This is a genomic window from Streptacidiphilus albus JL83, assembly GCF_000744705.1.
In the GTDB taxonomy this organism is placed as follows: domain Bacteria; phylum Actinomycetota; class Actinomycetes; order Streptomycetales; family Streptomycetaceae; genus Streptacidiphilus; species Streptacidiphilus albus.
Map to the genome: position 1 here is coordinate 7,976,163 of NZ_JQML01000001.1, position 22,898 is coordinate 7,999,060.

Sequence of the window (22,898 nt, forward strand, 5' to 3'; positions counted from 1 at the left end):
TCCCACCCATGACATCTCTGCTCAGAGCAATCCGCTACAACGCCAAGGCCACCGTCGGCTGCGTCATCCTGCTGGTCTTCCTGGTCATGGCCGCCGTGCCGAACCTGATCAAGCCGGGCGACCCGGCCACCGACACCCGTGCGATCTCCCTCGGGATGTCGGGCCAGCACTGGCTCGGGACCACCGCCTTCGGTCAGGACATCTGGCTCCAGGTCGTGCACGGGGCCCGCCCCGCGCTGCTGATCGCGGTCATATCCGGCGCGCTGGCCACCGTCTTCTCGGTGCTGGTCGGCGTCTCCGCCGCCTACCTCGGCGGCGTCGCGGACGACATCCTGAACTTCTTCACCGACGTCGTCCTGGTGATGCCGACCCTGCCGCTGGTGATCGTGATCGCCGGCTACTTCAGCAGCCACAGCATCAGCGTCATGATCATCGTGCTGGTGATCACCGGCTGGTCCTTCGGCGCCCGACAACTACGGTCCCAGGCACTGTCGTTGCGCAACCGGGACTTCCTGGAGGCGGCCAAGGTCCGCGGCGAGCGCAGCTCCTACATCATCGTGTGCGAGCTGCTGCCCAACATGACCTCGCTGATCGTCGCCAACTTCCTCGGTGCGGCGCTCTACTCCATCCTGACCGCCTCCGGCCTGGAGTTCCTCGGCCTCGGCGACACCAACTCGTACGACTGGGGCACCATGCTCTACTGGGCGCAGAACAACTCCGCGCTCCAGACCGGCCAGTACGTCTGGGCCATCGCCCCCGGTCTCTGCATCGCCCTCCTCGCCGCCGCGTTCGCCCTGCTGAACAACGCCTTCGACGAGATCAGCAACCCCGCCCTGCGCCCCGTGAGGAGGCTCCGTGTCGCACAGTGACGTCACCGTCCCGTCCAGCGCCGGAAGCACCGAGACGCTCCTTGAGGTCCGCGACCTCACCGTGGAGTACGCCACCGCCACCGGATCCGTGCTCGCGGTCGACAAGGTCAGCTTCGACCTGCACCGGGGCGAGTTCCTCGGCATCGTCGGCGAGTCGGGCTGCGGCAAGTCCACCCTGCTCTTCGGCATCGCGCAGCTGCTCAGCGCGCCGGCCGGGGTCACCGGCGGCAGCGTGAACTTCATGGGCCAGGACCTGGTCAAGATGAACGACAAGCAGCTCCGGGCGGTCCGCTGGGCCCACCTCTCGGTGGTCATGCAGAGCGCGATGAACGCGCTCAACCCGGTCAAGACCATCGCCGCGCAGTTCCGCGACGTGCTGCGGGCGCACAGCTTCGACACCGACATCCCGCAGCGCTCCCGCGAGGTGCTGGAGCTGGTCGGCGTCGACCCGGTGCACCTCAACAGCTACCCGCACCAGCTCTCCGGCGGCATGCGGCAGCGCGCGATGATCGCCATGGCGCTGCTGTTCACCCCCGACCTGATCGTCATGGACGAGCCGACCTCCGCCCTGGACGTCGTCGCCCAGCGCTCGCTGATGGTGCAGATCAAGGAGCTCCAGCGCGAGCTGGGCTTCGCGATCATCTTCGTCACCCACGACATGTCGCTGGTCAGCCACTTCTCCGACCGGCTGATCGTGATGTACGGCGGGCAGATCGCCGAGCTCGGCGAGACCCGCACCGTGTTCGACACCCCGCGCCACCCCTACAGCCGGGGCCTGCTGGAGGCGTTCCCGTCGATCCGCGGCCCCAAGGTGCCGCTGCTCGGCATCCCGGGCACCCCGCCCAACCTGGAGACGCCGCCGCCCGGCTGCCGCTTCGCCCCCCGCTGCCCGGTCGCCATGGACTCCTGCACCGAGGCCGGGCCCGACCTGTACGACGTCGACCAGGTCCTCGTGCGCTGCCTGCTGCACGAGCCCGGGCGCACCAGCAAGGAGGAACTCCCGGCATGAGCGAGCAAGCGAACTCCGCGCGAGCGAACGCCGCCGAGTACGTCGACGGCATCCCGGCCGACCAGGTGCTGCTCCGCGCCAGCGGCCTGACCCGGCACTTCCAGCTCGGCGGCGCCTTCTCCCGGCGCACCCTGCACGCCGTCGACGACGCCGAACTGGTGATCGGCCGCAACGAGATCGTCGCCCTGGCCGGCGAGAGCGGCAGCGGCAAGTCCACCGTCGCCCGGCTGCTGGCCATGGTCTACAAGCCGACCTCCGGCGAGATCACCTTCGAGGGCAAGCCGCTGTCGTCGCTGCACTCCCGCAAGGACCAGCTCGGCTACCGCAGCCAGGCGCCGATGGTGTTCCAGGACCCCTTCAGCTCCATCAACCCGATCTACCGGGTCTCCCACGGCATCCTCCGCAGCCTCAAGCTGCACCGTCCGGAACTGGACAAGGATGCCCGCAACGCCGAGGCCGAGCGGCTGCTGACGATGGTCGGGCTCACCCCCGCCGCCACCTACATGCAGAAGTACCCGTACGAGATGAGCGGCGGGCAGCGCCAGCGCGTCGGCTTCGCCCAGGCGCTCGCCTCCAACCCGAAGCTGATCATCGCGGACGAGCCGGTCTCGATGCTCGACGCCTCGATCCGGATCGGGCTGCTCAACCTGATGGCCGAGCTGCGGGACAAGTCCAACGTCTCGTTCCTCTACATCACCCACGACCTGGCCAGCGCCCGCTACGCGGCCGACCGGCTGGTGGTCATGTACGCCGGGCACATCGTCGAGCAGGGTCCGATCGAGGACATCCTGGCCGAGCCCAAGCACCCCTACACCCAGCTGCTGCTGGCCACCGTGCCCGACCCGCGCGCGCCGCTGGCCGAGCTGGCCGGCGCCGACCGCGGCGAGCCGCCGCGCGTGGTGAACCCGAAGCCGGGCTGCCGCTTCCGCGCCCGCTGCCCGCTCGCCGTCGAGAAGTGCGAGACCGTCACCCCCGAACTGCGGCTGCTCGGCGACCGGCACCAGGTCGCCTGCCACGTCGCGGAGACCGTGACCGGGACCGTCTGGGACCAGAACACCTCCAAGGAATCGGCATGAAACTCACCGTTGTCGGCGGAGGCTCGACATACACCCCGGAACTCGTGGACGGCATCGCCCGGCTGCGCGACCGGCTGCCCGTCACCGAGCTGGTGCTGGTCGACCCGGACGCCTCGCGGCTGCCGCTGGTCGGCGGCGTCGCCACCCGGATCATGGCCGCCCACGGCCACCCGGCGAAGGTCCGCTGGACCACCGACCTGGACGACGGCGTGGCCGGCGCCGGAGCGGTCCTGCTCCAGCTCCGCGTCGGCGGCCAGGCGGCCCGCAACCGGGACGAGACCTGGCCGCTGGAGTGCGGCTGCGTCGGCCAGGAGACCACCGGCGCCGGCGGCCTGGCCAAGGCGCTGCGCACGGTCCCGGTGGTGCTGGACATCGCCGAGCGGGTCCGGGCGCTGGCCGCGCCCGACGCCTGGATCGTCGACTTCACCAACCCGGTCGGCATCGTCACCCGCGCCCTGCTGGACGCCGGCCACCGCGCCGTCGGCCTGTGCAACGTCGCGATCGGCTTCCAGCGGCGCTTCGCCAAGCAGTTCGGCGTCGCCCCCGAGAGCGTCACCATGGACCACTTCGGGCTGAACCACCTGACCTGGATCCGCGGCGTGCAGGTGGACGGCAGGGAGGTGCTGGCGCAGAGCCTGGCCGAGCACGTCGAGGAGATCTCCGAGGAGATCGAGATGCCGGTGCCGCTGATCAAGCAGCTCGGCATGATCCCCTCGTACTACCTGCGCTACTACTACCAGCACGACGTGGTGGTGGAGGAGCTCCGGCACAAGCCGAGCCGCGCCTCGGCCGTCGCCGACATGGAGCGGCAGCTGCTGGAGATGTACGCCGACCCGACCCTGGACCACAAGCCGGAGCTGCTGGCCAAGCGCGGCGGCGCCTTCTACTCCGAGGCCGCCGTCAACCTGCTCGCCTCGCTGGTGGCCGGGACCGGTGACGTCCAGGTCGCCAACGTCCGCAACAACGGCACCATGCCGTTCCTGGCGGACGACGCGGTCATCGAGGTGCCCGCGGTCATCGGCGCGGACGGGGCGGCGCCGCTGCCCATGGCGCCGGTCTCGCCGCTCCAGGCCGGACTGATCGCCCATGTCACGGCCTACGAGCAGCTCGCGCTGGAGGCCGCGGTCCACGGCGGTCGCGGCCGGGTCTTCGAGGCGATGCTCGCCCATCCGCTCATCGGCCAGTACGACCGGGCGGACCGCCTCACCGACCTGCTGCTCAGCGAGAACAAGGACTTCCTGGCGTGGATCTGAAGGAGCTGCCCGCAGTACTGGCCATCGACGGAGGGAACAGCAAGACCGACATCGCCCTGATCGCGGCGGACGGCACCGTCCTCGCGACCGTGCGCGGACCCGGCTCCGGTGCGCCGAACGCGGACACCCTGGCCCCGCTGGTGGCCGAGGTCGCCGCGGCGGCCGGCCTGGACGGGAGCGCTCCCCTCGCCCGGCACATATCGGCCTGCCTGGCCAATGTGGACCTGCCCGAGGAGGAGGAGGCGCTCTCCGCGCAGCTCGCCGAGCGGCCCTGGGCGGAGACCTCGCAGGTGCTCAACGACACCTTCGCGCTGCTCCGTTCGGGCACCCACCGGCCCTGGGGCGTCGCGGTGGTCTGCGGCGCCGGCGTGAACTGCGTCGGTGTCGGCCCGGACGGCCGGACCGCCCGCTTCCTGGCGCTGGGCCACCACACCGGCGACTGGGGCGGCGGGCGCTGGCTGGGCGACGAGATCATGTACTCGGCCATGCGCGCCGAGGACGGCCGGGGTCCGCAGACGCTGCTGCGCGAGCGGGTGCCGGCGTACTTCGGGCTGAAGACCGTCCACGACGTGGCCGTGGCGATCCACGTCGGCGAGGTGACGGACAGCCAGCGGACCACGCTCACCCGGGTGCTGCTGGAGGCCGCCGACCTCGGGGACGCGGTCGCGACCGCGCTGGTCGAGCGGCAGGCCGAGGAGGTGTTCCTGATGGCCAGGTCGGCGCTGGAGCGGCTGGACCTCGCCGGGACGGACGTGGAGGTCGTCCTCGGCGGTGGCATCCTGGCGACCCGGCACCCGCTGCTGACCCAGGGCGTGGAGGCCAGGCTGAAGCAGTACGCGCCGGCCGCGGTGCCCTGCTACGCCGACGTCCCGCCGGTCGCCGGCGCGGCGCTGCTCGGGCTGGACCACCTGGGCGCCCCCGGGGCGGCCCTGGCCCGGCTCCGGGAGTGCTACCGCACGGAGTGGTGACTGACGCCCCGTCCGCCGGCCCCGGTCCGACGCGCACCCGCGCGCCGGACCGGGGCCGGTCCGCGTTCCGGCGCCGAGCCGGTCGCGCACAGTAGTGGTTCGACTACGACTAGTATGGGGCCGTGGAACCCGACGGAGGTCAGCGCAGCGGTGCCGTCCGGGTGGTCATCGTCGACGACCACCCGCTCTTCCGGGAGGGCCTGCGGGCCGCCCTGGGCAGCGCCGCGGACATCGAGGTGGTCGCCGAGGCGGAGACGGTCGCGGCGGCGCTCGCCGTGGTCGCCGAACACCGGCCGGACGTCGTCATCATGGACCTCTCGCTGCCCGACGGCAGCGGCATCGAGGCCACCCGCAGGATCGCCGCGGACCGGCCCGAGCTGCCGGTGCTGATACTCACCATGTCCGACGACGACGCCAGCCTGCTCGGCGCGCTCCAGGAGGGCGCCCGCGGCTACCTGGTCAAGGGCGCGAGCCGGGACGAGGTGCTGCACGCGGTGCGCACCGTCGCCTACGGCGGCGCGGTCTTCGGCCGCGACATCGCGGCCCGGATCTCCGGCCTGGTCGCGGGCGGACGCCGGCTCGACGCGGAGCGGCTCTTCCCGGCGCTGACCGCGCGCGAGGTCGAGGTGCTGGAACTGGTCGCCCGCGGCCTGGACAACCGGCGGATCTCCCGCGAGCTGTACCTCGCCGAGAAGACCGTCCGCAACCACATCTCGCACATCTTCGACAAGCTGCACGTCGCCACCCGCGCCGAGGCGGTCGCCCGCGCCCGGGACGTCGGCCTCGGCGACCGGGACGAGCAGCCGTAACCGGCGACCGCTGCCCGGGACCGCTGCCCCATGCGCCCGGGACGCCGAGCGCGGCACCCTGGAGGGCTCACGAGGAAGCGGAATCCGGCCGATCGGAAGGCGGGGTGGCCATGAGCGCAGCCGAGACCGGGACCGTCCGGGTCGCCCGCTCGCGGGCGTCCGTCCGCGCGGCCTACGTCGCCTGTGCCCTCTCCCTCGCCTCGGTGATGGTCTGGATGGGCCTGGCCTTCGGCGACCTCGGCGGCCCCCGGCTCGCCCAGGTGGACTTCGTGCCCTTCAGCACCCGGATCCTCTTCTCCCTGGGCTGCACGGTCTGCGGGGCGGTCGTCTTCGCCCACCCCTCCGGCGGCCCGGCCGGCGGGCTGCTGCTGGTCGCCGGGACCGGGGACCTGATCGGCGACGCGGGCCCGCCCGCCGCCGTCGCCCTGGGCGCCGGACCCGACATCTGGACCGCCGTCGTCCTCGCCTCGGTGCTCGGCACCGTCCTCTACACCGTCGCGCTCTACGTGCTGCCGCTGCTGCTCCCCACCGGACGACTGCCCCGGGGCCGCCGGGGGCAGGTGCTGGCGGCCCTGATCGCGCTGTGGACGGTGGCCCAGGTCGGCTACGAGTACGGGAGCCTCCCGGAGTGGTACGGCCGCCCCAGCCCGCTGCTGCACGCACCCTGGAGCAGCATCCACGCCGCGATCGCGGTGCCGGTGGGGCCGGTGTTTGCCCAAGTGGCGGTCGGCATCTCGGTGCTGACCACGACGGTGATGCTGGTCCGCTGGCGGCAGGGGAGGGTGTCGCCGCAGCGGACCGGGTGGCTGGGCCGGCCGCTGGCGCCGCTGGCGCTGATGGCACCCTTCCTGGTCTGGGAGTACCTCAACTACGTCTCGTACTTCTTCGACGTCACCGTGCCCTACATCCTGGCCCTCGACTACGTCGCGGTGCTGCTCTGGCCGCTGGGCCTGGGGCTGGTCTTCGTCCGGGACCGCTCCGGGCACCTGGACCGGGCCGGGCGCCGGGCGCTGACGCTGCTGGCGGTGCTGGTGCTGCTGGTGCTCGGATTCACCGCGTTCGCCCTGCTGCTCTCCCGCACGGTGCCGGGCTCGCGCACGCCCGGCGCGCTGGTACTCGGGATCGTGGCGCTGCTGGCCGGGCTGCTGACCCGCACCGTCGGCGGACGGGCGGTCAGCCTGGTCGACCGCTTCTACTACGGCGACCGCGCCGAGCCCTACCGGGTGGTGCGGGAGCTCGCCGAACGGCTGAGCCGGGCGGTGGACCCCGCCGAGGCGCCCCGGCTGCTCTGCGAGACCGTGGTCGACACCCTCCGCTTCCCGGCCGCCCGGGTGCTGGTCAGCACCACCGGCGGCCCCCGGGAGACCGCCGCCCTCGGCAGCGCCCCGCACTACTCGGAGTGGCACCGGTTCGAGCTCTCCTACGAGGGCTCCCCGATCGGGCTGCTGGAGGCCGCCGCGCGGGCCGGCGAGGGCGAACTCGACCAGCAGGACCACGACGTCCTCCGCTTCCTCGCCGACCAGGCCGCCCCGGCCGTGGCCTCGCTCCGGCTCTACCAGGAGCTGCAGGCCAGCCGGGAGCGGATCGTGCTCGCCCGGGAGGAGACCCGCCGGCAGCTCCGCCGCGACCTGCACGACGGGCTGGCCCCCGCGCTCGCCGGGCTGCGGCTGCAGGTCGACACCGCGCAGGCCGGGCTGGGCGAGGAGACGCCCGCCGCCGGGCAGTTGGCCGCGGTCTCGCAGGGGATCGCGGACGCCATCACCGAGCTGCGCCGGATCAACGACGGCCTGGCCCCGGCGATGCTGGACCGGGGCGGGCTCGGCGACTCGCTGCGCCATCTGGCCGGGCAGCTGACCAGTCGGCGACTCGTGGTCGAGGCGGTCTGCGACCCCGACCCGCTGCCGCCGCTGCCGGCCGCGGTCGAGGTCGCGGTCTACCGGATCGCGGCCGAGGCGCTGCACAACGTGGTCCGGCACGCCGGGGCGCGGAACGCCCGGCTCCGGGTGCGGGTGGTCCGGGGCTCGGTGACCGCCGAGATCGGCGACGACGGCGGCGGGATGGGGTCGGGCCCGCCCTCCGGCGGCGGCCTGGGCCTGCGCTCGATGGCGGAGCGCGCGGCGGAGCTCGGCGGGACCCTCAGCGTCCTCGGCAACCCGCTGGCGCAGGGCGCGGGCGTGCTGGTCCGGGCGGTCATCCCGGTCCGCGAGCCGGACTGAGGCCGGAGCGCCGCCGGGCCGTCCGAGCTGCCCGGCCGGGACTGCTTCGGGACGATGTACTCATGTGCCCGGGACGGCGGTCGGCGCAGATTGTTCAGTGTCGGTGCACGACGGACCGCACCGGCAGCCAAGGCGTGCGAGAGACGGGAGCAAACTTATGCTCGGCAACGCCACGAACACATGGAACTGGAGCCGGATCAGTGGCCTCAGCGCCGTCGCCGCGCTCGGCGCGGGCGCGCTGGCCGCGCTCCGCGGCAGCCGGACCAGGCAGGGCGCGGCGGTCGCGACCGCCGGCCCGGAACCGGACATCTGCATCGACGGATCCTGTCCGCCCAGCATGCCGACTCCGCCGCCGGCCACCCTCGACGCCGCGACCGGGGTCCCGGACTCGCCGGACGGCTGCATCGACGGATGGTGCCCGCCCCACCTGCCGACTCCGGTGCCGTTCACCCCCGATGAAGGCAGCAGCTGACACCGGGCAGCGGCCGGCTCCGACGGCAAGGAAGAAGCGCCCCACCGACGGACCTCCCGTCGGTGGGGCGCCGCAGGTCGCCCGGCGGTCAGCCGCCGGCGCCCATGCCGTCCATCCCGCTCGTGTCGTCCATCCCGCTCATGCCGCCCATGCCGTTGTCGACGTCCATCACCACGCCCGGCATCACCGCGAACTCCCGCATCATCCCGGCGTCCTCGTGCTCCAGGATGTGGCAGTGGTACATGTACCGGCCGGAGGCGCCGCGGAACTGCCCGGCGATGGTCACCAGCTGACCGGGCGGGACCCGCATCACGTCCTTCCAGCCGGTGAGCGAGGGATCGATCGGCAGCGGCCCGGTGTGGGCGACGGGCTCGCCGCCGGCCGTGCCGCCGAGCGCGGGGTCGAAGGCGGTGGTGGTGTAGGCGTCGATCGACAGCGGCTGGAAGCGGGTCAGGTGGAGGTGGATCGGGTGCAGGATCCCGCTCAGGTTGAGGATCCGCCACACCTCCCAGCCGTCCTGCCGGATCCGCCAGTTGAGCTGGTCGTCGAAGTGCCGGGCCAGCCGCTTGTAGGTGGTGGTCTTCCCGTCCGCGTCGGTGACCTGGACGATGCCGTCCAGCACCTGCCCCTTGGCCGGGGCCTCCGAGTCCGGGACCACGCCCAGCTCCCAGAGGCCGAGCGTGCCGTCCGGGTCGGCCGCCAGCCCGAGCATCCGGTGCTCGTGGTCGGCCGGGAGCAGCGCGTGGGTGAGCCGGTAGTAGGACGCGGAGAGCTCGGTCGGCAGGGTGAACTCCGGTACCGGCGGCTCGCCGAGGACCCGGAACTGCATCACGTCCGGTTCCGGCAGCCGGCTGGCGGGCAGCGGGGTGCCGAGCACGTAGCCGGCCGGGACCGGGTCGCCCCGGAACGGCGCCGGGGCGGAGTTGACGACCCGCAGCGCCCGGCCCGCGAAGGCGCCGAAGTCGACCAGCAGGTCGGCGCGCTCGGCCGGGGCGAGGGTCAGCCCCTCGGCGGTGAGCGGCAGCGGCGCGCCCAGCAGCCCGCTGTCGGTGCCGATCTGCCAGGCCGCGCCGACGGTGACCTGCTGGTCCTGGTCGTCCAGCAGGTGCAGCCGGTAGGTACGGGAGTTGGAGGCGTTCAGCACCCGGAACCGGTACCAGCCGGGCCGGACCTCCAGGTACGGCCAGATCCGGCCGTTGACCAGGGTGTAGGGCCCGAGGAACGGCAGGGTGCCGGAGGTCTTGTGCAGCAGCTGCCCGGTCAGCCGGCCGAACTCGTCGGTGGCCAGGTTGCGGTCGCAGAGGATCAGCGGGACCTCCTGCCCGCCGGAGGGGAGGTGCAGCCGGTCCTCCTCCTCGTCCCGCAGCAGGTACATCCCGACCAGCCCGGAGAAGACGTTCAGGCTGGTGATGTTCATCGCGTGGTCGTGGTACCAGAGGGTCATCGCCGGCTGGTCGTTCGGGTACTCGGAGAGCTGGGCGTCGCCGTGGAACAGCGCGTTCTCCATCCAGCCGTCGTTGCCGCCGCCGGTCACCGCGCCGTGCAGGTGGGTGACCAGCCAGGCGGGCAGCCCGACCACGCCGGGCACCGGCTGCGCGGCGCCGACGCCGGGGTCGTTCATGGTCAGCGAGGGGTTGCCGGGCGCGTCCGGGAGGTAGGCGTCGACCGCCGGGTAGGGGGTGGTGACGCCGTTGGTCCAGGCCACCCGGATCCGTTGGCCGCGCCGGACCTCGAAGACCGGTCCGGGGAAGCCGCCCTCGTAGGTCCAGAGCGCCGTCGGCGGCAGCTCCGAGTGCAGCTGGCGCTCGGCGGCGAGGGTGCGGACGGTGAAGGTCGGCAGCGGGTCCGCCGGATCGGCGCGCAGCCGGGCCGGGAGCGGCATCGGGTCGGCGAACTTGGTGAGGGTGCTGGTGCCGGCGGTGACGGTCATGGGGTCTCCTCGGTGGTGGTGGGTGCGAGCCGGGACCGGAGCAGCGGCGCGGCGGCGAGCGCCGCGCCGAGCAGGCAGACGCCGGTCCATCCGGCCCGGGCGTAGAGGGCGGCGGAGAGCGCGGAGCCGGTCGCGCCCCCGGCGAAGTAGCAGGTCATGTAGGCGGTGGTGACCCGGCTGTGGGCGGCGGTCGGCAGCCGGGCGTAGATCTGCTGCTGGTTGGCGGTCTGGACGCCGCGCAGCCCGAGGTCGAGCAGCACGGCCCCGGCGGCCAGTGCCACCAGGCTGCCGCGTCCGAGCGCGAGCACCGCGAACGACACGGCCATCAGGGCGGTGGAGCCGGAGCTCGCCCGGCGCGCGTACCCCCGGTCGCACAACCGGCCCGCGGGTTGCGCGAAGACCACCCCGGCCAGCCCGGCCAGCCCGAACAGCCCGATCGCGGCCTCGCCGAAGCCGAACGGCGGGGCCGCCAGCAGGAAGGCGCAGGACGTCCAGAAGGCCGAGAAGGCGGCGAAGGCCAGGAAGCCGTGGGCGCAGCGCAGCCGCAGCGCGGGCTCGCGGAGCAGCAGGAGCAGCGGCCCGGCCAGCAGCGAGCGGTACCGGACCGGTGCGGCTGCGGCTGCGGGCGGGGGCGCCGGGCGCGGCAGTGCGCGGTGCACCAGCAGCGCCGTGCCGGCCAGCAGCACGGCCGCCGCCGCGTAGACCGCGCGCCAGCCGGCCGCCTCGGCCAGCGCCCCGGAGACCACCCGGGCCAGCAGGATGCCGGCGGTCAGCCCGCCCATCACCGTGCCCACCGCCCGGCCGCGTCGGCCGGGACCGGCGCCGGTCGCGGTCAGCGCCACCAGCACCTGGGCCGCCGTCCCGGCCAGCCCGAGCAGCACCACGGCCACCGCCAGCACCCAGAGCGCGGGCGCCAGCGCGGCCAGCGCCGCCGCCGGGGCGGCGAGCAGCAGCAGCGCGGTGGCCAGCCGCCGCCGGTCCCGCCCGTCGCCGAGCGGGACCACCAGCAGCAGCCCGGCGGTGTAGCCGAGCTGACCGGCCGTCACCACCACCGCGGCCGCGGCCGGGCTGGTGCCGAAGGCCGCCGCCAGCGCGGGCAGTAGTGGCTGGGCGTAGTAGATCCCGGCCACGCTCACCCCGCAGGCGACCGCCGTCGCCGCCAGGGCGCCGCGGGCCGAGCCGGTCGCGCTCACGTCCGGACCCGGGGCGCCACCGGTCCGTGCGCGTCGAGCCACTCGCCGTCCGGCGCGCCGAAGGCGGCACCGCCGCCGTCGCCGTGGAGGTCGTAGACGGTCTCGCCGCGACGGGCGGTGAGCAGTACCCGCCCGGTCATGGTCCAGCCCTCGTAGGCGGACCAGCCGCACTTGGAGCGGACGTCCTCCGGGCCGAACATCCAGCGGTGGTCGGCGTCGAAGAGGACGAAGTCGGCGTCCAGTCCCGGCCGCAGCCGGCCCTTGCGGCCGTCCAGGCCGAAGAGCTCGGCCGGCCGGGCCGCCAGCAGCCGGGCCAGGTGCCGGAGATGGGCGTCGGCGTGCTCCTCCGGGGCCCTCCGGCGCAGCCCGGTGTGGACGGCGGTGGCCATCTCCTGGACGCCCGGCAGTCCGGGCGGCGCGTCGGCGGGCGGGCGCAGCTTCTCGGCGCGGCTGTGCGGCGCGTGGTCGCTGCCCAGCGTCGCGGCGTGGCCGTCGAGCACCGCCTGCCACAGCCGGCTCCGGTCGGCGGGCTCCCGGATGGCCGGGCTGAGCCGCACCCTGGCCCCGAGCCGCTGCGTGTCCGCTGCGGTGAAGGAGAGGTGGTGCGGCGTCAGCTCGAAGGTGACCGGCATCCCGACGTGCGCGGCGGCGGTGAGCAGGTCCGCCTCCTCGGCGGTCGAGACGTGCAGCACGTGCACCGCCGTGCCGTGCCGCTCGACCAGCTCCAGCACCCGGGCCACGGCCGAGATCGCCCCGCTGCGGGGACGGTGCCGCTCGTACTCGGCGTAGCAGGTCGGCGCTCCGCGCCAGCGGTCCAGCAGGGCGAAGACCCCGTCGTCCTCGGCGTGCAGCAGCAGTCGCAGCCCGGCCTCGGCGGCGGTGCGGAACACCCGTTCCAGCGCCACCGGGTCGCGCACCACGTTCGGCGCGGTGTGGTGCCCGGCCAGGAAGACCTTGACGCTGGTCGCCTCGCGCGGGCCCACCTCCAGCAGCGGTGACGGGTCGTCACCGGCCACGCCCAGATGGAAGCGGAAGTCCACCAGCGAGGTCCCGGCGATCGACCCGGCCCGGCGGTGCGCCTCCGCGCCGGTGAGCAGCGGCGGCACGGTGTTCGGCATGTCGATCACCGTGGTCACCCCGCCGGCGACGGCGGCGCGGCTCGCGTGCGCCCAGTCCTCCTTGTGGGTCAGCCCCGGGGTGCGGAAGTGGACGTGGGAGTCGATCAGGCCGGGCAGCAGGTGCCGCCCGGCGCCGTCCAGGGTCCGCGCGGCGGGCGGGCACTCGCCCGGCTGCAGCAGCCGGGCGATCCGTCCGTCCGCGACCGCGATCCCGCCCGGGAGCACGCCCTCCGGGGTGACCAGCCGCACCCCGGAGACGACCAGGTCGTAGCGGGGCTCCGGCCGGGGCTCCGGCGTCTCAGCGGACATGGGTGGCCTCCAGGGCGTCGCGCTCCACACCGGCCGGGCCGAGCACCCGGACCTCCTTGTCGCCCAGGCTGACCCAGAGCAGTTCGTCGTCCGGGCCCTCGCCGGTCGCCGTGTACGCCGCCTCGACCCGGCCGGAGGGGGTGTCGACCACCACCCGGCCCGGGGTCGGCGGCTCGCCGTGGGCGCGGAGCAGCCGGTGGGGCACCGTGCCGCGCAGCGCCGACGCGGCGGCCAGGCAGACCGCCCCGGTCAGCGCCAGCGCCGGGTGCCAGCCGCCCACGGTCAGCGCCCGCGCCGCCAGCTGTCCCGGCGCCACCGGCACGATCGCGGCGACCTTGGGGAACGCCCCGTCCACCGGCCAGCCGAGCCGCGCCGCCTGGGTCCGGCGCATCCGCTCCAGCACCGCGTACAGCTCGGTCTGCCCGGCGCGGAACAGGTCCTCGCGGCTGCGCACGCCCAGCTTGGCGGCGTCGACGAACAGGTAGGGGTTGGCCATCCGCATCACCCGGCCGCCGTCGTGCAGCAGCTGGCCGAGCCGGGTGTGCGGCGGGGTGACGAAGTGGGCGGTGAAGACCGCCCGTCCGTCGGCGGCCTCGTCGACCTGGCAGACCACCTGGTCGCCGTTGTTGAGCACCCGGGCCCGGATCCGGTCGCCGACGGAGAGCGCGGGCAGCCGCCCGGCCGCCGCCGCCGCCGTGATCGCCGCGAGCAGCGAGTGCCCGCAGTTGCCGGTGGTGTCGAAGTGGTCCGGTGCGTCCGGCATCGCCTGGACGAACCGGTAGTCCACATCGAACAGCGGGTGTGCGGAGGGCGCCAGCAGCGCCCACTTCAGCACCTCCGCGCCGTCGCCGGCCGGTCCCGCCGTCCGCCGCAGCCGCAGCCGCAGCCGCAGCCGGGTCAGCGCCGCCTCCAGCGCCGCCTCGTCCGAGGGCAGCGCGTCGGCGTCCAGCACCAGCGTCGGTCCGGGCGCGTCCTTCGCCCGCGCGAGCAGCGCGAAGCCGCTCCGCACCATGGTCGTCGTCATGAGGACACCTCCATCAGTTCCCGTGCCTGCGCGGCGGTGCGTCGGCGCCCCACCGCGAACTCCTCGCGCCACAGCTCGAACATCAGCAGCGCCCAGACCGCCAGCGCCAGGCAGTCGGCCGGCCGGGCCCGCTGCGCGGCCAGCAGCCGGTGCACGGCGTTCGGGTCGAGCAGCCCGCCGGCCCGCAGCCGGGCCGGGGACAGCACCTCGGTCGCGTAGGCCGCCAGCGGCGAACCGTCCGCGAGCATCGCCGTGATCGGCAGGGTGAACGGCTGCTTGGGCCGCTCCAGCACGCTGCGCGGCAGCAGCCCGCGCGCCGCGTCGTAGAGCGCGGCCTTGCCCTGCCCGCCCCGCAGCCGCTGCCCGGCGGGCAGGGCGCGGGCGAGCCCGCTGACCGAGCGCTGGCAGAACGGCAGCCGGACCTCGACCGCGTGCGCCATGCTCAGGTGGTCGACCCGGCGCAGGTGGTAGGCGGGCAGCCGGACCTCGGTCTCGAAGTCGGTCAGCACGTCCAGCCGGGACCGGTTGACCGCGTCCTCGCGCAGCCGCTCGGCGATGGCGTCCGAGGCGCTGCCCCGGTCCGCGACGAACGCCCGGTACTCCCGGCTGTAGAGGCGTTCCCGCGCCTCGCGGGGGATCGCGGAGAGGGCGTCCAGGTAGGTCGGGATCCAGGCGTCCGGCGCGGACACGGCCGCGTGCACCCGGCTGTAGCCGGCGAACACCTCGTCCGCCGCGTCGCCGGTCAGCGCGACCTTGAACCCGGCCTGGTGGACCGCCTCGAACAGCCCGTAGGTGCTGAGCGTGATCGGGTCCGCGTTGGGCTGGCCCAGGTGCCAGGCGACCGAGGGCAGCAGCTCCGGGAAGGCGTCGATGTCCAGCTCCACCTGGTGGTGCACGGTGCCTGCCCGCTCCGCCACCTCGCGGGCGAAGTGCCGCTCGTCGTGCGGCCACTCGCCCTTGTAGGCGATGTTGAAGGAGTGGACGGTGTCCGGCTGCTCCCGCGCCATCAGCGCGGTCACCAGGCTGGAGTCGAGCCCGCCGCTGGTCACCGCGCAGACGGGGGCGTCGGCGTTGCGCAGCCGGTCCACCTCGCGGGTCAGCGCCGCCCGCACCCGCTCGCCGGCCGGCTCGCCCTCCCCGCCGGCGTCGTGGGCCCGGTCCGCACGGTCCGCCGTGGCGGGAGCGGTGCGGCGGATCAGCCGCAGGCCCCGGCTGCGCGAGCAGACCGCCGTCGAGCCGGGCGGCAGCACCCGCACCCCGGCGAAGAGGGTCTCCTCGCCGAAGGGGGTCTTGGTCGCGAGGTAGCTGTCCAGCCCCGGCTCCCACAGCTCCGGCCGCACCCGGGCCAGCGCCAGCAGCGCCGGCAGCTCCGAGGCGAAGTGCAGCCGCTTGCCGTCCCAGGTGTAGTAGAGCGGCTTCATCCCGGCGTCGTCGGTCGCCAGCACCAGCGTCGGCTCGGCCCGCAGGTCGATCAGCGCGACCGCGAACATCCCGTCCAGCTGCTCGGCGAAGGCGACCCCGTACTCCTCGTAGAGGGCGGGCAGCACCGCGCCGTCGCAGCGGTCGGCGAAGCGGTGGCCGCGTCCCTCCAGCCGGGTGCGCAGCGCGGCGTGGTTGTAGACCTCACCGTTGAAGACGGCCCTGACCTGCTCGTGGGCGGAGGAGTAGGGCTGGCGTCCGCCGGTCGGGTCGGTGATCGCCAGCCGTTGGCTGCCGAGGCCCCAGCGGGCCCCGAAGGCGACCCGGCTGTCGTCCGGTCCGCCGTGCCGTTGCAGGGCGCCGGCGGCCCGCAGCTCGTGCGGGGAGGCGTCGGCATCGAAATGACCGTGGATTCTGCACATGGTGGCGGACCTTCCGAGAAGTGTCGGCGGAGGTGGAACCCCTCCGATTCCGTAGTCACCAAGCTCCCCGGCCCGGTGTCCCGCCCGCCTGAGACCGCAGTCCCGGTTCCGTCTCGGCGTCGGCCCCCGCCCGTCCCGGGACCGGTGGCTCGGCGCGGGGTGCGCGCGGGGGCCGCTGCGCCTACGGTGGGAGCGGACGGATGATCAGAAACGGAGCCCAGCAGTGGCGGAGAAGCACGGGAAGCCGACGGGGAAGCCCACTGGGAAGCCGAGCGGGAAGCCGAGCGGGAAGAAGGCCGCCCGGGCCGAGGAGGCGCTCCCGCCCAGGTTGCCGAAGAAGCCCTACGAGAAGGAGCTGTTCCGGCTCCAGTCGGAGCTGGTGACCCTCCAGGAGTGGGTCAGGGTCACCGGGGCGCGGGTGGTCGTGGTCTTCGAGGGCCGGGACGCGGCCGGGAAGGGCGGGGCGATCAAGCGGGTCACCGAGTACCTCAGCCCCCGGATCGCCCGGATCGCCGCCCTGCCCGCCCCCACCGAGCGGCAGCGCGGCCAGTGGTACTTCCAGCGCTACGTGGAGCACCTGCCCGCCGCCGGGGAGATCGTGCTGTTCGACCGCAGCTGGTACAACCGGGCCGGGGTCGAGAAGGTCATGGGCTTCTGCAGCTCCGAGGAGTACTACCGGTTCCTCCAGCAGTGCCCGATCTTCGAGCGGATGCTGGTGGGCGACGGCGTCCACCTGCTGAAGTACTGGTTCTCGGTCAGCGACGTCGAGCAGGAGCGCCGCTTCCACGCCCGCCGGGACGACCCGATGCGCCGCTGGAAGCTCTCCCCGATGGACCTGGAGTCGATCACCCGTTGGGAGGACTACTCCCGGGCGAAGGACGAGATGTTCGTCCACACCGACATCCCCGAGGCCCGCTGGAACGTCGTCGAGAGCGAGGACAAGCGCCGGGCCCGGATCAACATGATCTCCCACCTGCTCTCGGCCGTCCCCTACACCGAGATGCCGGCCAAGAAGCTGGAGTTCCCCGAGCGCCCGCCGGCGACCGGCTACCGCCGCCCGCCCCGCGACACCCAGCTCTACGTCCCCGACCACGCGGCGACCCTGGGCTGACCTGCCGCCCGGTGCGTCACCTGCCGTCGGTCGTGGGCTCCGTGCCGAACCGCAGGCAGACGGTCACCACGACGAACGGCCACAGTGACTCCACCGCCGTCACCACGCGTTCGGCGGCCCCGGCGGCGCCGTTGCCGCGCAGTGCGAGCAGGAACCAGAGCGCGCAGAGCACCATCAGCGCACTGGCCAGGCTGGAGAGCCGGGGCCTGAGCACCACCGGCCCGGCCGGGTCCCCGTCGGCGGCCAGCCGTGGCCAGGCCGCTATGGCGACGACTCCCAGCACGGCTGCGACGGTGTGCCGGGTGGTGGTGCCATGGGTCGGCTCGGGGGACAGCGCCACCAGGATCGTGGCCGCTCCGCCGCAGGCCAGCGCGATGCGGCCGGCGAGCGCCACGGACCGCAGGGCGACGGCGGTGGCCGCGTAGCAGACCCCCACCGCGATCATCGCGCCGGTCATCAGCCAGCGGTCGTCGGCGCCGTGGGCGGCCAGGGCGCTGATGGTCTGCCGGGCCGGGTCGTAGCCGCGCTGCTGGAGCGCCCCGGCGATGGCCCAGCCGGCGACCAGCACGACCGGGGCGCATCCCGATGACAGCAGGGCCCACCGGGGAACTGGTTCCATCCCGCCAAGGTAGGCGCGCCTCGGCCGCCCCTGCGGCGTACACGCGGGCCGATCGGCCGAAGCTCACCCGCAGGCGTGCGGTGAGCCTGCGGTGACCAGGCCGGACTCGTAGGCGGCGATCACCGCCTGGGCGCGGTCGCGCACCCGGAGCTTGCCGAAGACGGCCGTGATGTGGTTCTTGACGGTGGAGACGCTGATCTCCATGGCCCGGGCGATCTCGGCGTTGTCCAGGCCGGCGGCGAGCAGGCGCCACACCTCGACCTCGCGGGCCGTCAGGTCGACCGGGCTCCGCACCGGCCCCGGCAGCTGTGGTGGGCGGGGCGCGGTGACGTAGGTGGAGAGCAGCCGGGTGAGCAGCCGGGGCGCCACGGCTGCCTCGCCGGTGTGCACCGTGCGGACCGCGGCGACGAGTTCTTCCGGGGAGACGTCCTTGGGCAGGAAGCCGTAGGCGCCGGCGCGCAGCGCGGCCACCACGTACTCGTCCAGGTCGAAGGTGCTCAGGGCCAGTACCCGGCAGTCGGGCAGCTCGCGGGCCAGGCGCTCGGTGGCCTGGACGCCGTCGAGGACCGGCATCCGGATGTCCATGACCACCACCGAGGGCCGGTGCTGACGGGCGAGTTCGACCGCCTGCTCGCCGTGCTCCGCCTCCGCCACCACGGCCATGCCCGGGGCGGGGGCCAGGATCAGGGCCAGGCCGCGTCGGATCAGCGGCTGGTCGTCGGCGATCAGCACCCTGATCGGTGCTGCGGTCGGTGTCATCCGGACAACTCCTTGCTTTCGAGGCCTTCGAGGCCGCCGACGCCTTCGACGCCTTCGGCCGGGGCCAGCGGCAGGCTGGCCGCGACGCGGAACCCGCCCGCCGGAAGCGGCCCGGCCACCAGGCTGCCGCTCTGCAGCGCGGCCCGCTCCCGCATCCCCAGCAGACCGTACCCGCGTGCCCGGTCCGATCCCGGCGCTGCGACGGCTCCGCCGTGGCCGTGCGCTCCGCCGTCGGCGCGGCCCGGCCGACCGGAACCGTTGTCGGTGACCTCCACGGTCACCGACAACGGCCGGTAGGTCAGTCGGACCCGGGCCCTGGCCGGGCCGGCGTGCTTGCGGGTGTTGGTGAGCGACTCCTGGACGATCCGGAAGACGGTCAGGTCGGTGGTCGGCGGCAGCGGGCGCGCCGGGCCGTGGACGGTGAGCTCGACGGGCAGGCCGGCCAGGCGCGACTCGTCGACGAGCCGTTCGAGGTCGGCGGTGCCGGGCTGCGGCGCGGCCGGGACGTCCTCGTGCTCGTCGTCGGCCCGCAGCACGTCGAGCAGCTGGCGCATCTCGCGCAGCGCCAGGCGTCCGGTGCTCTCCAGCGTCACCAGGGCCTCGCGCACCACCTCGGTGTCGCCGCCCAGGTTGGCCCGGGCGCCCCCGGCCAGCAACTGCATCGTGGTGATCCGGTGGGCCACGATGTCGTGCAACTCCCTTGCGATCCTGCGCCGTTCCTCCGCCACCGCACGCTCCGCCAGCAGCGCGCGCCGGATCTCCAGCTCGCGCTGCCAGCGGTTGAGCACCGCGCCCGTGCCGACCGCCAACGTGCTCGCCAGCAGGCCGCCCAGCAGGTCCTTCCCGTTCACGGGCAGGTGCGGCCCGCAGCCGGTCAGCACGACCAGCGAGGCGGCCAGCCCCGCCGACACGGCGACCGCGAGCGGACGGGACCGGCTGACGGCGAACAGCGCCACCATGACGGTGCAGGGGAAGCGGTCCGACAGCGGCGCGCTCAGGTTCAGCACCAGGCTCACCGCCAGCACCCCGGCCAGGACCGCGAGCGGATGACGGCGCCTGAGCAGCAGCGGCAGCGCCGCCGCCGCGCTGAGCACCAGCCCCGGGACGCTCAACGGCCGGCTGTCGTCCAGGCTGGTCATGGTGTAGCCGAAGAGGTCCATGACGGCGGAACCGGCAGCCACCAGTGCGTCGTTGCGGGTCCAGGGCAAGGAACGGGCGCCAGGCCGGGCGGGGGTCTGCGGTTGGTCGGGTGCCTGCGGTGCGTCCGGCGGCAGTGGTCGGCGCGTCGCCATGCTGGTGGTTCTCCTCTGCGGATCTCTGCGGCGGCCCGCGAACCGGTCCCGGCCCGGTGCGCCGCAGCCGGCGTACGCGAACCATTCTTCCACCGCTCCGCCGGCGGCCACCGGGCCCGCAGGCGGAGCCCGGGGTAGGACCAGGGTCCTGGGTCCGCCCGGCCGGCTGGGCCCGGGACCCCGCCGTGATCTCGTCCTGCGCCCGGACGAGGGGGCGCCGGCCGGGTGATGGACTGGGAACCGGCCGGGAGCCGACCGGGAAACCCCGGCAACTGCCCAGGCCCAGTACGAGATTGCGACCGGCGTCCGGAAGACGTCGGCGTTCGGGTTGAGGAGGATCGGCATGACCGAGAAGATGACCGTGGGGCGCCGCCCGTTGCTGATGGCCGCTGCGGCCACGATGGGTGTGCTGTTGGCTCCCACGGCGGCCTACGCGGCCCAGAAGGCCCCAGCGAAGCCTGGGGGCGAGGACCCGGTCCGCGCCCTCGACCGGGCGGCCCACCCGCTGCGGTCGACGGAACCGGGGCCGGACACGGCCGATCTGCGACCCCTGGGCGCGATGATCGGCGACGCCACGGTGGTGGGCCTGGGCGAGGCCACGCACGGTTCGCACGAGTTCTTCACCCTGAAGGAGCGGGTCTTCCGGTTCCTCGTCGAGGAGAAGGGCTTCACCACCTTCGCCCTGGAGATCGGCTGGCCGTCAGGAGTACTGATCGACGAGTACATCCGGAGCGGGCGGGGGAACGCGCTCCAGATCGTGCAGCAGGCCCTGGGCGGATCGCCGTTCGGGCGCGAGGAGTTCCTGCACCTGGTCGAGTGGATGCGGGAGTACAACCGACGCCGTCCCGGCCGCCCGGTCCGCTTCATGGGCGATGACATCGGCGCTCCCAGGGTGGGTGACGCCTTCTTCGCGCGGGTGACCGGCTACGTCGGCCAGCACTTCCCGAAGCTGCTGTCGCGCTTCAACGAGCTCTACACCGGCCTGCGCCCCCTCGACGACGCCATCGCCTACCTCGGCGGACCGCTGGCCACGCGGCAGCGGCTGGCGGTCAACGCCCAACGGGCGCTGGAGCTGTTGGAGGGCCAACGGGGCCAGGGCGGCGAGGAGTTCGAGTGGACGGTGCAGCACGCCCGGTCCCTCGCCCAGACCGCCGCGTTCCTCTCCCACGACTTCGACGACGCCAAGTCGGTGGATGCCGCCGAGCTCTTCCGCGACCAGCTGATGGCGGAGAACATCGTCTGGTGGCAGCGGCACACCGGTCAGCGGATGCTGCTGTCGGCGCACGACCAGCACGTGGCCTATGTGAGCGCCGACCCCGAGATGTACGCGAAGGTGCAGGGCGCGTTCCTGCGCGAGACGCTCGGCAAGTCCTACCTCGCCATCGGCACCACCTTCGGCCAGGGCTCCTTCCTGTCCGAGGCCACGAGCCTGCAGAGCCCGTGGACGAAGTTCACGGTGGGCGCGGCCGCTCCCGGCAGCAACGAGTACACCCTCGGCCGGGTCCGCCACCACGACTTCTTCCTGGACACCCGCAGCGCCCCGGCCCCGGCCCGTACCTGGCTGGACACCGGCCGTCCGACCCGTCAGATCGGCACCGCGTACCCCTGTCCGCTCGAAACCGTCGCGATCGGCCGGTCCTTCGACCTCCTCTTCCACCTCCACCGGGTCCAGGCGGCCGACATGCTGCCCTGACGCCCCGGATGTCCCGGTACGCGCGTGTCCGGGAGCCCAAGATCGGGTTGCGAATCGGCACCGGGGATGTTGAACATGTGCACGACAGATGAATGCTTTGGATTGGTGGATATGAAGTTGGTCCTACCTCTTTCCTCCACGCGCGGAGCACCCGCTACTTGTCAGTAGCAATCGCCACGAGCGAACGCCACGCCCTTCCCCCACTCCAGCGGAGGCATCCGTGCGCCCTCTTTCTGCCCTGGTGACCGCCGCGGTCGTCGTCACGATGACCGCGACGTCCGTGCTCACCCTCGCCCCCACCGCCAGCGCCGGCACCGGCGGATTCGCCGCGCTCGGCGACTCCTACTCGTCCGGGGTCGGCGCCGGCGACACGTCCGGTGACTGCGTCCAGAGCCCCGACGCCTACGGTCCACTGTGGGACTCGGCGAACAGCCCGTCCTCCTTCGACTTCGCGGCCTGCTCCGGTGCGACCACCAGCGACGTCATCAACAGCCAGGTGCCCACCCTCAGTTCCTCGACCTCGCTGGTCTCGCTCACGGTCGGCGGCGACGACGTCGGCTTCTCCTCGACCATGGAGACCTGCATCCTCGACGGCACCAGCGACTGCGTCAGCGCCGTGGACTCGGACGAGTCGACCGCGCAGTCCATCCTGCCCGGCAACCTCGACGCCACCATCCAGGCGATCAAGGCGGCCGCGCCCAACGCCCACATCGTGATGCTGGACTACCCGGACTTCTACGACCTCTCCGAGTCCTCCGGCTGCGTCGGCCTGAGCACCACCAGCCGCACCGCGATCGACGGCGGCATCAACCTGCTGGACAGCCTGATCCAGAAGGCCGCGAGCAACTACAGCAATGTCACCTTCGCCGATGTGCGCACCAAGTTCGCCGGGCACGAGATCTGTGACAGCAACCCCTGGCTGCACTCGACCAACTTCCTCGACATCGACGAGTCCTACCACCCGACCGCGGCCGGCCAGCAGGACGGCTACCTCCCGGCCCTGAACGCCGCCATCGGCTGACCGGTCCCGCTCCAACCCGGCGACGCGCGGCCCCCGGCACCCCCACCCGCGCGTCGCCGTCCGCGTCCCACCGCGGACGAGTCAGGCCCCTTCACCGGGGCCTGACTCGTTTTCCGCCGCGTCGGCAGGATTCCGAACCTGTCCTGATTCTCAGGACAGGTTCGGAATCCTGCCGTGCTCCTACTGGCCGAGCAGGGCCCGTGGCCCGGGACGGCCTCGTGCTGCAGGACCGCCAACGGCCTGAGCGTCTGCGTGGACGGCAACCCGGCCCGGTGGAGCGCCGACTTCCTCCCCGGCTGAACGCCCGCCCCCGGGG

Annotated in this window: 20 protein-coding genes; 12 read left to right on the forward strand and 8 right to left on the reverse strand. The window is 73.7% G+C overall.

What is annotated here, in order from left to right; translation table 11 throughout:
- Positions 1–8 precede the first annotated feature (8 nt).
- The 8 genes from BS75_RS34630 to BS75_RS34665 all read left to right on the forward strand — a co-directional run bounded on the left by BS75_RS34630 (position 9) and on the right by BS75_RS34665 (position 8,672).
- Positions 9–869 (forward strand): ABC transporter permease, encoded by an 861-nt coding sequence (locus tag BS75_RS34630; RefSeq protein WP_034091050.1) that lies wholly within the window; start codon positions 9–11, stop codon positions 867–869.
- Complete coding sequence (locus BS75_RS34635) at positions 856–1,878, forward strand: ABC transporter ATP-binding protein (RefSeq protein WP_042437108.1); 1,023 nt, start codon at positions 856–858, stop codon at positions 1,876–1,878. The genes BS75_RS34630 and BS75_RS34635 overlap by 14 nt, the downstream gene beginning before the upstream one ends.
- Positions 1,875–2,954, forward strand: a complete 1,080-nt coding sequence (locus BS75_RS34640; protein ID WP_081982929.1) for an ABC transporter ATP-binding protein — start codon at positions 1,875–1,877, stop codon at positions 2,952–2,954. The genes BS75_RS34635 and BS75_RS34640 overlap by 4 nt, the downstream gene beginning before the upstream one ends.
- The gene (locus BS75_RS34645) at positions 2,951–4,207 is read left to right on the forward strand and encodes a 6-phospho-beta-glucosidase (RefSeq protein WP_034091051.1); all 1,257 of its coding nucleotides are present in this window, start codon (positions 2,951–2,953) and stop codon (positions 4,205–4,207) included. Before BS75_RS34640 ends, BS75_RS34645 begins: the two co-directional genes overlap by 4 nt.
- Complete coding sequence (locus tag BS75_RS34650) at positions 4,198–5,175, forward strand: N-acetylglucosamine kinase (protein WP_034091052.1); 978 nt, start codon at positions 4,198–4,200, stop codon at positions 5,173–5,175. The genes BS75_RS34645 and BS75_RS34650 overlap by 10 nt, the downstream gene beginning before the upstream one ends.
- 122 nt (positions 5,176–5,297) lie before the next feature.
- Positions 5,298–5,984 (forward strand): response regulator transcription factor, encoded by a 687-nt coding sequence (locus BS75_RS34655; protein WP_034091053.1) that lies wholly within the window; start codon positions 5,298–5,300, stop codon positions 5,982–5,984.
- A 110-nt stretch (positions 5,985–6,094) separates the two neighbouring features.
- The gene (locus BS75_RS34660; protein ID WP_052070079.1) at positions 6,095–8,200 is read left to right on the forward strand and encodes a sensor histidine kinase; all 2,106 of its coding nucleotides are present in this window, start codon (positions 6,095–6,097) and stop codon (positions 8,198–8,200) included.
- A gap of 157 nt (positions 8,201–8,357) precedes the next feature.
- Complete coding sequence (locus tag BS75_RS34665; RefSeq protein WP_034091054.1) at positions 8,358–8,672, forward strand: hypothetical protein; 315 nt, start codon at positions 8,358–8,360, stop codon at positions 8,670–8,672.
- An 88-nt stretch (positions 8,673–8,760) separates the two neighbouring features.
- On the opposite strand, the gene BS75_RS34670 is transcribed toward BS75_RS34665, so the two are convergent.
- From BS75_RS34670 to asnB, 5 genes are read right to left on the reverse strand one after another with little or no spacing between them, the layout of a single operon-like run.
- Positions 8,761–10,602: a multicopper oxidase family protein gene (locus tag BS75_RS34670; protein ID WP_042437109.1), complete on the reverse strand. Its 1,842-nt coding sequence runs from the start codon at positions 10,600–10,602 to the stop codon at positions 8,761–8,763.
- Positions 10,599–11,795 carry an MFS transporter gene (locus BS75_RS34675; protein WP_034094380.1) on the reverse strand — a complete coding sequence of 399 codons (1,197 nt, stop codon included), beginning with the start codon at positions 11,793–11,795 and terminating at the stop codon, positions 10,599–10,601. Before BS75_RS34675 ends, BS75_RS34670 begins: the two co-directional genes overlap by 4 nt.
- On the reverse strand, positions 11,792–13,222 hold the full coding sequence (locus BS75_RS34680) for a dihydroorotase (protein WP_034091055.1): 1,431 nt from the start codon (positions 13,220–13,222) through the stop codon (positions 11,792–11,794). The genes BS75_RS34675 and BS75_RS34680 overlap by 4 nt, the downstream gene beginning before the upstream one ends.
- Positions 13,212–14,246, reverse strand: coding sequence for a PrpF domain-containing protein (locus BS75_RS34685; protein ID WP_042437110.1), 1,035 nt, complete (start codon positions 14,244–14,246; stop codon positions 13,212–13,214). Before BS75_RS34685 ends, BS75_RS34680 begins: the two co-directional genes overlap by 11 nt.
- On the reverse strand, positions 14,243–16,087 hold the full coding sequence (gene asnB, locus BS75_RS34690; RefSeq protein ID WP_034091056.1) for an asparagine synthase (glutamine-hydrolyzing): 1,845 nt from the start codon (positions 16,085–16,087) through the stop codon (positions 14,243–14,245). Before asnB ends, BS75_RS34685 begins: the two co-directional genes overlap by 4 nt.
- Positions 16,088–16,415: 328 nt before the next feature.
- Between asnB and ppk2 the strand changes: the two genes are divergently transcribed.
- Positions 16,416–17,198 carry a polyphosphate kinase 2 gene (gene ppk2 / locus BS75_RS34695; protein WP_034094382.1) on the forward strand — a complete coding sequence of 261 codons (783 nt, stop codon included), beginning with the start codon at positions 16,416–16,418 and terminating at the stop codon, positions 17,196–17,198.
- A 16-nt stretch (positions 17,199–17,214) separates the two neighbouring features.
- On the opposite strand, the gene BS75_RS34700 is transcribed toward ppk2, so the two are convergent.
- The 3 genes from BS75_RS34700 to BS75_RS34710 form a co-directional block, all read right to left on the reverse strand.
- Positions 17,215–17,817, reverse strand: coding sequence for a DUF998 domain-containing protein (locus BS75_RS34700; protein ID WP_034091057.1), 603 nt, complete (start codon positions 17,815–17,817; stop codon positions 17,215–17,217).
- 63 nt (positions 17,818–17,880) lie between these two features.
- Positions 17,881–18,576, reverse strand: a complete 696-nt coding sequence (locus tag BS75_RS34705; protein WP_034091058.1) for a response regulator — start codon at positions 18,574–18,576, stop codon at positions 17,881–17,883.
- Complete coding sequence (locus BS75_RS34710) at positions 18,573–19,868, reverse strand: sensor histidine kinase (RefSeq protein ID WP_081982933.1); 1,296 nt, start codon at positions 19,866–19,868, stop codon at positions 18,573–18,575. Before BS75_RS34710 ends, BS75_RS34705 begins: the two co-directional genes overlap by 4 nt.
- A gap of 343 nt (positions 19,869–20,211) precedes the next feature.
- Here BS75_RS34710 and BS75_RS34715 point away from each other — a divergent pair, with 343 nt between their 5' ends.
- From BS75_RS34715 to BS75_RS51710, 3 genes are all read left to right on the forward strand, one after another.
- Positions 20,212–21,561, forward strand: coding sequence for an erythromycin esterase family protein (locus BS75_RS34715; protein ID WP_231607983.1), 1,350 nt, complete (start codon positions 20,212–20,214; stop codon positions 21,559–21,561).
- Positions 21,562–21,826: 265 nt separating this feature from the next.
- Complete coding sequence (locus tag BS75_RS34720; protein ID WP_042437157.1) at positions 21,827–22,582, forward strand: SGNH/GDSL hydrolase family protein; 756 nt, start codon at positions 21,827–21,829, stop codon at positions 22,580–22,582.
- Positions 22,583–22,756: 174 nt separating this feature from the next.
- Positions 22,757–22,882, forward strand: coding sequence for a hypothetical protein (locus tag BS75_RS51710; RefSeq protein ID WP_269330727.1), 126 nt, complete (start codon positions 22,757–22,759; stop codon positions 22,880–22,882).
- Positions 22,883–22,898: the final 16 nt, after the last annotated feature.